Annotated in this window: 13 protein-coding genes and 1 tRNA gene; all 14 read left to right on the top strand. The window is 39.3% G+C overall.

All coding sequences use genetic code 11. From position 1 onward, the window contains the following. Nucleotides 1-4: 4 nt before the first annotated feature. The 14 genes from sdhA (at nt 5) to M3175_RS01155 (ending at nt 12474) form a co-directional block, all read left to right on the top strand. Entirely contained in the window at nt 5-1765 is a 1761-nt protein-coding gene (gene sdhA, locus M3175_RS01090) for a succinate dehydrogenase flavoprotein subunit (RefSeq protein WP_251513701.1), read from the top strand. Nucleotides 1766-1767: 2 nt separating this feature from the next. Continuing rightward, nucleotides 1768-2529, top strand: a complete 762-nt coding sequence (sdhB, locus tag M3175_RS01095; protein WP_251513703.1) for a succinate dehydrogenase iron-sulfur subunit — start codon at nt 1768-1770, stop codon at nt 2527-2529. Between the two features lie 119 nt (nt 2530-2648). After that, nucleotides 2649-3113 carry an acyl-CoA thioesterase gene (locus tag M3175_RS01100; protein ID WP_251513705.1) on the top strand — a complete coding sequence of 155 codons (465 nt, stop codon included), beginning with the start codon at nt 2649-2651 and terminating at the stop codon, nt 3111-3113. 136 nt (nt 3114-3249) lie between these two features. Then, on the top strand, nt 3250-3474 hold the full coding sequence (gerE, locus tag M3175_RS01105) for a spore germination transcription factor GerE (protein ID WP_009796032.1): 225 nt from the start codon (nt 3250-3252) through the stop codon (nt 3472-3474). A gap of 178 nt (nt 3475-3652) precedes the next feature. Next, nucleotides 3653-4102, top strand: a complete 450-nt coding sequence (locus tag M3175_RS01110; RefSeq protein WP_119709316.1) for a MarR family winged helix-turn-helix transcriptional regulator — start codon at nt 3653-3655, stop codon at nt 4100-4102. A 10-nt stretch (nt 4103-4112) separates the two neighbouring features. Next, a complete protein-coding gene (gene racE / locus M3175_RS01115; protein ID WP_251513707.1) occupies nt 4113-4910 on the top strand; it encodes a glutamate racemase in 798 nt (265 codons plus the stop codon). 111 nt (nt 4911-5021) lie between these two features. Continuing rightward, nucleotides 5022-6092 (top strand): GerMN domain-containing protein, encoded by a 1071-nt coding sequence (locus M3175_RS01120; RefSeq protein ID WP_251513708.1) that lies wholly within the window; start codon nt 5022-5024, stop codon nt 6090-6092. A gap of 113 nt (nt 6093-6205) precedes the next feature. Further along, nucleotides 6206-6976 (top strand): ribonuclease PH, encoded by a 771-nt coding sequence (gene rph / locus M3175_RS01125; RefSeq protein WP_251513710.1) that lies wholly within the window; start codon nt 6206-6208, stop codon nt 6974-6976. Next, the gene (locus M3175_RS01130) at nt 6973-7575 is read left to right on the top strand and encodes an XTP/dITP diphosphatase (RefSeq protein WP_251513712.1); all 603 of its coding nucleotides are present in this window, start codon (nt 6973-6975) and stop codon (nt 7573-7575) included. The genes rph and M3175_RS01130 overlap by 4 nt, the downstream gene beginning before the upstream one ends. Before the next feature lie 4 nt (nt 7576-7579). After that, a complete protein-coding gene (locus M3175_RS01135) occupies nt 7580-8095 on the top strand; it encodes a metallophosphoesterase (protein WP_251513714.1) in 516 nt (171 codons plus the stop codon). A 126-nt stretch (nt 8096-8221) separates the two neighbouring features. Next, nucleotides 8222-8298, top strand: a tRNA-Arg gene (locus M3175_RS01140). A gap of 319 nt (nt 8299-8617) precedes the next feature. Next, nucleotides 8618-9595 (top strand): ABC transporter ATP-binding protein, encoded by a 978-nt coding sequence (locus M3175_RS01145; RefSeq protein WP_251513716.1) that lies wholly within the window; start codon nt 8618-8620, stop codon nt 9593-9595. A 14-nt stretch (nt 9596-9609) separates the two neighbouring features. Next, nucleotides 9610-10620, top strand: a complete 1011-nt coding sequence (locus tag M3175_RS01150) for an ABC transporter ATP-binding protein (RefSeq protein ID WP_285852092.1) — start codon at nt 9610-9612, stop codon at nt 10618-10620. Nucleotides 10621-10713: 93 nt separating this feature from the next. Continuing rightward, nucleotides 10714-12474 (top strand): peptide-binding protein, encoded by a 1761-nt coding sequence (locus M3175_RS01155; protein WP_251513717.1) that lies wholly within the window; start codon nt 10714-10716, stop codon nt 12472-12474. The last annotated feature ends 7 nt before the right edge of the window (nt 12475-12481 follow it).

Raw genomic sequence — 12481 nt, forward strand, 5'->3', positions numbered from 1 at the left:
CACGATGGGTAAAGGAAAGGTGATCGTAGTCGGCGGCGGTCTAGCTGGCTTAATGGCAACAATTAAAGTTGCGGAAGCAGGAAGTCCGGTCGAATTATTTTCATTAGTTCCAGTTAAACGTTCTCACTCTGTTTGTGCCCAAGGTGGTATTAACGGAGCGGTAAATACAAAAGGTGAAGGTGACTCTCCATGGGAGCACTTTGATGATACAGTATACGGCGGTGACTTCTTAGCGAACCAACCACCAGTTAAAGCAATGACAGAAGCTGCACCAGGAATTATCCATTTGCTTGATCGTATGGGCGTTATGTTCAACCGTACACCAGAAGGGCTTTTGGACTTCCGCCGTTTTGGTGGAACACAGCATCACCGTACCGCTTTTGCGGGTGCAACAACAGGCCAACAGCTTCTATACGCACTAGATGAGCAAGTACGTCGCCACGAAGTAGCTGGTTTAGTTACTAAATATGAAGGATGGGAATTTCTCGGGTCTGTTATTGACGATGAAGGGGTTTGCCGAGGAGTTGTTGCTCAGAATCTCACATCAATGGAAATTAAGTCATTTGCAGCAGACGCTGTCATTTTGGCTACAGGTGGTCCTGGGATTATCTTTGGAAAGTCAACTAACTCAGTAATTAACACGGGCTCAGCAGCGTCCATTGCATACCAACAAGGTGTCTATTATGCAAATGGAGAGTTCATTCAAATTCACCCAACTGCGATTCCTGGGGACGATAAATTGAGACTTATGAGTGAATCCGCTCGTGGAGAAGGTGGACGAGTTTGGACGTACAAGGATGGAAAGCCATGGTATTTCTTAGAAGAGAAGTATCCAGCTTACGGAAATCTTGTCCCACGTGATATCGCCACTCGTGAAATCTTTCACGTCTGTGTTGACTTGAAGCTTGGTATTAATGGGGAAAACATGGTTTATCTTGACCTTTCTCATAAGGATCCAAAGGAACTGGACATTAAGCTCGGTGGTATTATTGAAATCTATGAGAAATTTATGGGTGACGACCCACGAAAAGTTCCTATGAAGATCTTCCCAGCTGTTCACTATTCAATGGGTGGTCTTTGGGTAGATTATGATCAAATGACAAATATTCCTGGGTTATTTGCTGCTGGAGAGTGTGATTATTCTCAGCATGGAGCAAATCGCCTTGGTGCGAACTCCTTATTATCTGCTATTTATGGGGGCATGGTAGCTGGTCCGAAGGCGTTAGATTATATTAGCGGGTTAAGCAAGAACGTAGATTCTATTTCTTCCTCCGTCTTTGATCGTTATGTAAAAGAGGAAGAACAAAAGTGGAATAAGATCATGACTTTAGATGGTAATGAAAATGCTTATGTTCTTCATAAAGAGCTTGGTGAGTGGATGACAGACAATGTAACAGTTGTTCGCCACAACGATAAACTATTAAAAACAGACGAAAAAATTGTAGAGCTATTAGAGCGCTATGAAAAAATTAATATTAACGATACTGCTAAGTGGAGCAATCAAGGAGCAATCTTTACACGTCAGCTTCAAAATATGCTTCAGCTAGCAAGAGTTATTACAATTGGTGCATACAACCGTAACGAAAGCCGTGGTGCTCACTATAAACCTGAATTCCCAGAGCGTAACGATGAGGAGTTCTTAAAGACAACTATGGCTCGTTTTGTGGATGCGAAATCAGCACCACACTTCCATTATGAAGAGGTTGACACTGGTTTGATTGCTCCACGAAAGAGAGACTACTCTAAGAAGAAAGGGGATAACTAAACATGTCTGAAAAAAGAACAGTCGTTTTTAAAATTACAAGACAGGATAGTCCTGACACTGCCCCTTATGAAGAAGAATTCGAGTTAGACTATCGCCCAAATATGAATGTAATTTCCGCTTTAATGGAAATTCGTAGAAACCCTGTAAATATGCAAGGGAAACATACCACTCCAATCACTTGGGATATGAACTGTTTAGAGGAAGTTTGTGGTGCCTGTTCAATGGTGATTAATGGAAAGCCTAGACAATCATGTACGGCACTAATCGATCAATTAGAACAACCGATTCGTTTAGAGCCAATGAGAACTTTCCCTGTTGTTCGAGATCTTCAGGTTGACCGCAGTCGCATGTTTGACTCTTTAAAGAAAGTGAAAGCTTGGATTCCGATTGATGGAACTTATGATCTTGGACCTGGTCCGCGTATGCCAGAAAGAAAACGTCAATGGGCATATGAATTATCCAAATGTATGACATGTGGTGTTTGCTTAGAGGCTTGTCCGAATGTTAACAGTAAGTCAAACTTCATTGGTCCTGCTCCTCTTTCGCAAGTTCGATTATTTAATGCTCATCCTACGGGTGAGATGAATAAAGCAGAGCGTTTGGATGCAATCATGGGTGATGGTGGACTTGCGAATTGTGGAAATTCACAAAACTGTGTCCAATCTTGTCCAAAAGGTATTCCTTTAACGACTTCTATTGCAGCACTAAATAGAGATACTACGTTCCAAGCATTTAAAAATTTCTTTGGAAGCGATCAAGTATAAGAAGATTGATCTTTAACCCCTCTGTATGTCAGAGGGGTTTTCATTTGTCAAAAGAAAAGGTCACTTGTATAATTAAAGAATGAACATTCATTCATTTTTAGTGAAGCAAGGGGGATTTTATGAAAAAAGTGAGCTATATCCAAGACTTTGCTACTTGGGAACAAGGTTTCTTCTATTCTAACAAAATAAAAGTTCGCTTTTCAGAGACTGATATGTTTGGACATATGAACAATACGGTACCGTTTGCATATTTTGAAGAATCACGAATTGAATTTTTTAAACATATTGGTCTTATGCAGCATTGGGTGCAAAAAGAAAGTAGGACCATTCCAATTGTTGCTGATCTACAGTGTGATTTTCTTCATCAGGTTTTTTTTGACGATATTCTTGATATTTTTGTGAAAATCGAATCAGTTGGAAACACATCTATTGACCTTCATTACTTAGGGAAAAAACAAAACGGAGATGTATGTTTTGTAGGTAGAGGAACGATGGTGCAAATGTGTAAGCGTACCGGAAAGGGAGTTCCTTGGACTGAAGAAACGAGGGATCGATTTAGACAATCAAACAAAATTCTATCATAGTATTTTCTTAAAAATAAAAATGCTTTCTTTCAAGAATTATAGTCACTCCAATCACCTGATGCACATAAGATATGGTGACTAAATATATACCCATCCCGCTGTTCATAGCTGGCGAAGGCAAGGAGGGTTACAATACTTGAAGGAGAATGAATATACTCACAAGCCGTTACTCACCAAACGTGAAAGAGAAGTGTTCGAACTGTTGGTGCAAGACAAAACAACAAAAGAGATCGCGGGAGAACTTTTCATAAGTGAAAAAACGGTTCGTAACCACATTTCGAATGCCATGCAAAAGCTTGGTGTTAAGGGGCGATCACAAGCTGTTGTAGAGCTCCTTCGAATGGGAGAGCTAGAACTATAATTCTAGACCGGCTTTCGTAATGGAAGCCGGTTTACAATTGTACCCAAATACATTCATAAAATACATTTCTATACTTCCTTCTTGAATTTTAGTGAGAAAAAGGTGAAAATAGTTTAAAAGGCTAGATGTGATTATAATATAGTCACGATCTGAACTCTCAAATAGGGGTTGTGTATTTATGAAAGTAGAAGAAACAAAAGAGATAGAGATTTTTGCTGATATCGAAAAAGACTTGCGTTATATTGCTGGAATTATCAAGCAAAAGGGTAGAGAAATTTTAAGTAACTATACGATTACTCCCCCTCAGTTTGTTGCTCTTCAATGGTTATTCGAAGAAGGCGATATGACAATTGGTGAACTTTCAAATAAAATGTTTCTTGCATGTAGCACGACAACAGACCTTGTTGACAGAATGGAAAAAAACAAACTAGTCATGCGTGTGAAGGATCCGAATGATCGCCGTGTGGTTCGTATTCACCTTTTAGAAGAAGGGGAACGAATTATTGACGAAGTGATTAAGAAAAGACAGGTATACTTGCAGGAGGTTTTAGTAAACTTTTCTAGCGAAGAAGTGATTCTCCTGAAAAACAACTTAATGAAATTACATCAAGAAATGAAAGAAGAATGAGGCGAGATGTTTGAATCAACCGATCGGAGTTATTGACTCTGGAGTTGGCGGATTAACTGTTGCGAAGGAAATTATGCGCCAACTGCCAAATGAGCAGATCCTCTATGTAGGAGACACTGCAAGATGCCCGTACGGCCCGAGGAGCGGTGAAGAGGTAAAGAAATTCACATGGCAAATGACGAATTTCTTAGTAAATAAGGGAATTAAAATGTTAGTAATTGCATGTAACACAGCGACTGCTGTTGCCTTAGAGGAAATTCAAAATGAACTATCCATCCCAGTTATAGGTGTCATTTATCCAGGTGCAAGAACGGCTATTAAGGTAACAAAAAACCACCAAATTGGGGTCATAGGGACTATTGGAACGATTAAGAGTAATGCTTATGAGATGGCATTAAAATCCATAAATAAGAAATCTAAGGTTACTAGCCTTGCTTGTCCTAAGTTTGTTCCTCTCGTTGAAAGTGGAGAAGTGGATGGACCAATTGTCAAAAAAGTGGTAGCTGAAACGCTATCGCCGATTAAAAATAAGGGTCTTGATACATTGATTTTAGGCTGTACACACTATCCATTGCTTGAAATGATTATAAAGAAAACGATGGGCCCAACTGTGTCTGTAATCAGCTCTGGTGAAGAAACAGCCCGTGAGGTTAGTACCATTCTTTTTTACAATGGGTGGCTAACGCCAAACAGGGACGAGCCGCAGCATCAGTTTTATACGACCGGATCAAAACCTATTTTTCAACGAATTGCAACCAACTGGCTACACGCAGGTGAATTGTCTGTAGAAACCATTAAACTATCTTAAAGGAAGTCTCCATTTTTTTTGGAGGCTTTTTTTTATTTTTTTCTAGTAGTCGGTCTATTTTTTAAAAAGGCTCGTATACATGTAGTACAAACTGTCTTGGAGGGATTATGGATGTCAAAGCATAAAAGTACGACCATTGTATCAGCAGTCATTGTTTCGTCCGTTTTATTATCTGGATGTGGTTTATTAGGAGGAGAAAAAAAGGAACAAATCGATCCTCCAAAAACAGTCACATACACAGAAGATAATGGAACAGCGAAAGTAGTAGAAACGGCAGCTTCAGAAAAGAATAGCGAAGAAGTTGCAGAAAAAGGCGTTATGACCGAATTATATTTAGTAGATAAAAATGGCTATGTTGTACCGCAAACCATCGATCTACCGAAAACAGAATCCGTGGCCAAGCAGGCTGTAGAGTATCTTGTACAGAATGGCCCAGTCACAGAAATGTTACCTAATGGGTTTGCAGCCGTTATCCCGGCAGACACTGCAGTATCTGTGGATATAAAGGATAAGGTGGCAACGGTTAACTTCTCAAAAGAATTTAAGAATTATAAGCCAGAAGACGAAATGAAAATTGTCCAATCTATCACCTGGACGTTAACTCAATTCGATTCTATTAATAAAGTTAAACTAAAAATGAATGGTCATGAATTAACTGAGATGCCTGTGAATGGTCTGGCTTTATCTAAGAGTGGTTTGACAAGAGCTAGTGGGATCAACATGGATACTTCAGAAGTTGTCGATATCACCAACACGAAAGCATTAACTGTGTATTATTTAGGTGGAGAAGAGGGTTCTTACTACTATGTGCCAGTTACAAAGCGGATTAGTAATGACAAGAGCGATAATATTTCAGCAGTAGTAGAAGAACTTGCCAAAGGACCTACTTATTCTTCTAACTTGTTAAGCGAATTTGTTTCTGATGTTTCGCTAGTAGATAAGCCGGTTGTAGAGGACGGCAAGGTAACATTAAACTTTAATGAATCTATATTAAATGGTTCAGAGGAGAAAATCGTTTCTAATCATATTTTAAATACACTCGTTCTTTCGTTAACAGAACAAAAGGGAATTGAGAGTGTTGCTGTAACAGTGAATGGAAAGGCTGAACTTGTAAATGATAAAGGGGAAAAGCTTTCCGAGCCTGTGACACGCCCAGAAAATGTGAATACAGGTAGTTTTTAATAAATTGTTTTTTGATATACTATATAGTGACCAAGTTGAGGAGGCCGGTTATCCGCCTCTTCTTTATTTGGATTTCATCATTTTAAAAGTAGTCTTTCAAAGGAGGAAATATTGTGAGGACTGATGGTCGTAAGGCATCTGAGATACGCCCTATACATATTGATACTGAATATCTTATCCATCCAGAAGGGTCCGTGCTAATTACTGTTGGTGATACGAAGGTAATATGTACGGCTAGTATAGAGGAGCGCGTCCCTCCATTTATGAGAGGAGAGGGGAAAGGATGGATTACGGCTGAGTATTCCATGCTGCCAAGGGCTACACAAACAAGAAATATACGTGAGTCATCAAAAGGCAAGGTTTCGGGAAGAACCATGGAAATTCAAAGGCTGATTGGTAGAGCACTAAGAGCAGTAGTTGATCTTGAAGCAATTGGTGAAAGAACCGTATGGATTGACTGTGATGTCATTCAAGCAGACGGTGGTACTAGGACTGCTTCGATAACAGGAGCGTTTGTTGCAATGGCTCACGCACTGAATAAATTGCATAAAGATAGAAAGCTTTCAAAGTATCCAGTGGTTGATTTCCTGGCGGCTACGAGTGTTGGAATACTTGAAAACAAGGAAATTGTACTTGATCTCAACTATATCGAAGACTCTGCAGCACAAGTAGATATGAATGTTGTTATGACAGGGAATGGTGAATTTGTTGAGCTCCAAGGAACGGGTGAAGAATCAACATTCTCTTATAATGAACTACAGGATTTATTGGAAATTGCACAAAGTGGTATTACGGAGCTTTTCGAAGCACAAAAGAGCGTGTTAGGTGAAGCGGTTGTTGAGAAAATTGAGGAAGCAAGGGTTAAAAAAGGTGCAAAGAAATGAAAGAAGTAATTATTGCAACAAAGAATAGTGGAAAGGCCAAGGAATTCGTAAGGATGTTTGAGCCTCTCGGGTTTCAAGTGAAAACTCTCCTTGATTATGAGGAGATTGAGGATATAGAAGAGACCGGAACGACCTTTGAAGAGAATGCTATTATTAAGGCTGAAACAGTTTCAAAGCAATTGAATCGAGCGGTTATTGCTGATGATTCAGGACTAGTCATTGATGCACTAGACGGGAAACCGGGTGTTTACTCCGCTCGTTATGCGGGTGAACAAAAGAGTGATGAAGATAATATGGCAAAAGTGTTAAGGGAATTAAATGAAGTAGAGCCCTCAAAGCGCACGGCGCGTTTCTATTGTGCATTAGCACTTGCTGTTCCAGGTCAAGAAACAATCACAGTTCATGGTACTTGTGAGGGTTTGATTTTGGATGAGAAACGAGGGACTCATGGCTTTGGTTATGACCCTATATTTTTTGTGAAGGAAAGAAATAGAGCAATGGCAGAACTTTTACCAGAGGAAAAAAGTAAGATAAGCCATCGTGCTGTAGCATTGAGTAGTTTATCAAAGCTACTACCAGAAGTGTTTAAGGGAGAGTAGTTTAATGTCAAAGGTACTTATTGTAAGTGATAGTCATGGGTTAACGGCAGAATTAAATGAATTAAAGAATCGGCATAAAGATGTCGAAAAATTTATTCATTGTGGTGATTCAGAGCTTTCAAAAAATGATGAGGCCATTGACCAATTCGTTATAGTAAGGGGAAATTGTGATTATGAGTCGTTGTTTCATCATGATGAGGTTATTGATTTTAAGGGAACAAAAATTCTAGTGACACATGGCCATTTATATAATGTGAAATCTACATTAATGAACCTAAAATTTAAAGCAGAAGAAGTGAATGCTAAGATCGTTTGCTTTGGCCATTCTCATCTTTTAGGGATTGAAAAGATCGGTAATCGCTTGTTTATAAATCCTGGCAGCTTGCGGCTTCCAAGAGGGCGTAACGAGAGGACATATGTAGTTCTAAACTTTACAGAACAAGAAGTCGATTTTCACGTCTATGATTTTGACCAAGGAGAAATAGTACAACTTCGACAAAGCTTTCAACTTCACAAATAATCACTTTCATCATATACTATTCAAAGGAGAGGAATCTCCTTTGAATAGTGAAATAATATTTTTTATTTAAAGTGTTGACTTTTTATAATAGGCCTAATATAATAAAAAATGTCCTAAAGAAAACATGTCCCAGTAGCTCAGCCGGATAGAGCATACGCCTTCTAAGCGTACGGTCGGGAGTTCGAATCTCTCCTGGGACGCCATTTACACACCAATCAATACATATTACGCTATAGAAAGTGACCCTGTCATTTCTATAGCGTTTTTTCTATTTCTATATAATTTTAGTTACCAATATTATTTGTTAATTAGACAGTTCCTTTGTAAGGAAATGTCTTTTTTTATGTAAAGCTTTGATGTATTGAAGTGAATCTTTTGTCAGAAAATATCACAATATTTCTAACAATTGTAACTAATTTTAACATTCTATATATTGAAAAAATTTATACATAATAGTATACTTTCTTTCAAGAAGGACGGATACTCAGTCTATTTTTTCTAAGGCAATCAGGAGGTGTGTTGATGTCAGAAGTGAAATTGTTGGAGGTTAGTGGTTTAAAAACTTATTTTCACTTAGAAAATAAAGCAGTCGCAAAAGCCGTTGATGGAGTAGATTTTTATATCAGGCCTGGGGAAACCGTTGCTCTCGTTGGGGAATCAGGGAGTGGAAAGAGTATTACTTCCCTCTCCATTATGAAGTTAATTAATAAACCAGGTAAAATTGAAGATGGTCGAATTTCTTTCGGCGGTAAGGATTTAGTTGGGCTTAACGATAAACAAATGACCAATGTTCGTGGAAAAGAAATCGGTATGATCTTTCAGGAACCTATGACCGCCTTAAATCCAGTTTTTACTATTGGAAATCAAATTATTGAGACGTTGATTCGCCATAAAAAAATGACAAAAAATGAAGCGAGATTAAGAGCAATTGAACTTCTAAAGGTCGTTGGTTTTCCGCGTGCAGAGGAAACGATGAAGGAATATCCACACCAACTATCGGGTGGAATGCGTCATCGTGCTATGATTGCCATTGCTATATCTTGTGATCCGAAGCTATTAATAGCCGATGAGCCAACAACTGCTCTTGATGTTACCATTCAAGCTCAAATTTTGGACTTGATGGATGAAATGAAAAAGAAATTTAACATGGCTGTATTATTAATTACGCATGATTTAGGTGTAGTAGCTGAATATGCGGACCGAATCATGGTGATGTATGGCGGCCAAATTGTTGAAGAAACAACCATTGAAAAACTGTTTCTGACACCAAAACATCCGTATACAATGGGGTTACTTGACAGCTTGCCAAGTTTAGAGAAGGAAGTTGATCGACTTGGTGCGATTAAAGGCACAGTTCCTCCTGCACATCGCTTTCCTATTGGCTGCAGGTTCTCAGATCGCTGTCCAAAGGTGATGAGCAAATGCCGGGATATGAACCCGTCTATATATGAAACGGATGCAGAGGAAAGCCATCGCGTCCGATGTTACCTGTATGAATAAGGGGGAGTGTGAAATTGTCAGTCATCGAAACAGAAACAAGGATACATACAGATCAAGATTACATACTTCAGGCAAAAAATATTAAGAAGTACTTTCCCATCAAGGGTGGAATCCTAAAGCATACAATTGGACATGTCAAAGCGGTTGATGACGTTAGCCTTAGTGTCTTAAGGGGAGAAACACTAGGCATCGTTGGTGAATCAGGCTCTGGAAAATCAACACTAGGTAGAGTTTTACTTCGTTTGATGGATCCGACTGATGGACAAATCGTTTTTGAGGATCAAGATATTACAAAAATGAGATACCGAAAGCTTCGACCCATTCGGAGAGATATGCAAATTGTTTTTCAAGATCCGTTTGCCTCATTAAATCCAAAAATGAGCGTTTCCGAATTAATTGAAGAACCATTAATTGTTCAAACAAATTTAACAAAGTTAGAACGAAAAGAGAAGACAATTAGTCTTTTAGAAAAGGTTGGTCTTCGTTCGGAGGATCGATATAAGTATCCACACGAGTTTTCTGGTGGACAAAGACAGCGTATAAGTATTGCAAGAGCACTAACCTTGAATCCGAAATTTGTTATTTGTGACGAGCCAGTCTCTGCACTGGACGTTTCGATACAAGCCCAGGTACTAAACTTGATGGCCGACTTACAGGATGAATTTAATTTAACTTATTTATTTATCGCCCATGACTTAAGCGTTGTAAAACACATTAGCGACAGAGTGGCAGTAATGTACTTAGGTCGCATTGCAGAAATAGCGCCAAAGAAGAACCTCTACGAAACTCCATTACATCCATATACACAAGCACTTCTATCAGCAGTTCCATCCACAGACATACTACACAAAAAAGAAAAAATCATATTAAAAGGAGATTTACCAAGTCCATCAAATCCACCGTCAGGCTGTACGTTTCGTACTCGTTGTCCGATGGTTCATGAGAAATGCTCAGAGGTGCGTCCCGAGCTTACTGAGGTGGGGAATGGCCATCTAGTAGCCTGCCACCTTTATACAGGCAAATAAGTGTATTTTGTTATGCACTTAAGGAGGTGGTGTGCGCAGTTCTACTGGTTGATTTATACAGAAATGTTAAAAATTATAAGAGGGGTGAATAACATGAAGGCAAAGAAAAGTTGGTTGATCATGCTATGCTTTGCACTAGTTTTTGGAGTGCTAGCAGCATGCTCTGGAAACAAAGAACCTGCTTCATCAGAAAATGAAGGATCGAGTGAAAAGGACCCGGTAAGTGGAGGAACAGTAGTTGGTGCAATGGATACGGCACCAACAGGTTTATTTAACCCTATTTTTTACACAGAGGCATATGAATCTAATATTTTATCATTTACACATGAAGGGCTACTTACGCAAGATAAGAACCTTGATTTTATTCCGAACTTAGCGAAAGAGTGGACATTCAATGATGATCAAACGGAAGTAACGTTTAAATTAGATGAAAAAGCAAAATGGCATGATGGGGAACCATTTACTGCTAAAGACGTTGTATTTACTTATAAAACCATTGCGAGCCCAGGATATGTAGAAGCGGGCGGAGTTCGTACGCAATATGTTGAAAGATTGCTAGGTTATGAGGACTTTTCAACAGGAAAAACAACTGATTTCCAAGGGGTTGTTGCTGTTGATGATCATACGGTTTCGTTCAAGTTTGCTCAACCAAACGTGTTGGCGCTATCTGATGCTAGCTTTAGTATTATTCCAGAACATATTTTCAAAGATATTCCTGTTGCAGAAATTCCGGAAGCTGGTGCTTCACGTAATCCTGGTGAAGTAATCGGTACGGGGCCATTCCAGTTTAGTGAAATGGTGCAAGGGGAGCAATACGTACTTAAGAAATTTGCTGATTATTGGCAAGGAGAGCCTAAGCTTGATAGCGTCATCTGGAAGGTAGTTGACCAAGCTGTTATCTTAGGTTTACTTGAAAACGGTGAAATTGATTTTGTTGCTGATCCAAACGGTTTCCAAGCTGCTGACTATGAAACGGTTGATGCGCTTGAAAATGTTGAAATTATTGAGCAACCTGACTTTGGATACCAGACGATGGGGATGATGCATAATCATCGTTCTAAGGAAGACTCAGAAGCCGGAACAATAAATCCAGCTAACTGGACAGTGAACGAAAAGCTTAAAGACCAAAAAGTCCGTCAAGCGATTGCCTATGCAATTAACCGTCAAGGTTTAGTTGATGGTTTATTGTATGGTAGAGGAATTGTTCAAAACTCACCAATTGCTACACAATTCTGGGCTTATGACGATACAACGCCAAATCAATATGAATTTGACCCTGAAAAGGCAAAAGCTCTCCTTGATGAAGCTGGTTACAAGGATGTAAACGGAGATGGTTTCCGCGAGGATCCGAACGGCAAGGAATGGGTGCTTAACTTGAATTATCCACTAGGAAACCAAATTCGTGAGCGTTCGGCTCCAATTATTGAAGAGTTCCTAGAAGAGGTAGGCATCAGCATCGACCTTCGCCAGCCGAAAGAAGCGGCAGCTTACTTTGAAGATTTAGAAAAGAACAGCCAAGACTGGGATTTATACTTAATTGGTTGGAGCTTAGATAGTACAGATCCAGATCCAAGTGGATTATGGTCATCTATGGCAGGTTACAACTATTCTCGCTGGAATAATCCTGAAGCAGATCAATTGCTTAAGGATGCCTTCACTCCTCCAGATGCATTTGAACAAGATTATCGTAAACAAAAATATAGTGAGTGGCAAGTTGAGTTCGGTGAAGATCTACCAAGCTTGATCCTATATGCAGCAAATAGCTTATGGGCTCATAACAAACGTCTTCAAGGAATCGATGTACTTCCATACTCGTTCTTAAACGATACTCATCTCTGGTACGTAACGGAATAACAATTGT

The organism is Robertmurraya korlensis (assembly GCF_023715225.1).
In the GTDB taxonomy this organism is placed as follows: Bacteria; Bacillota; Bacilli; order Bacillales; family Cytobacillaceae; genus Robertmurraya_A.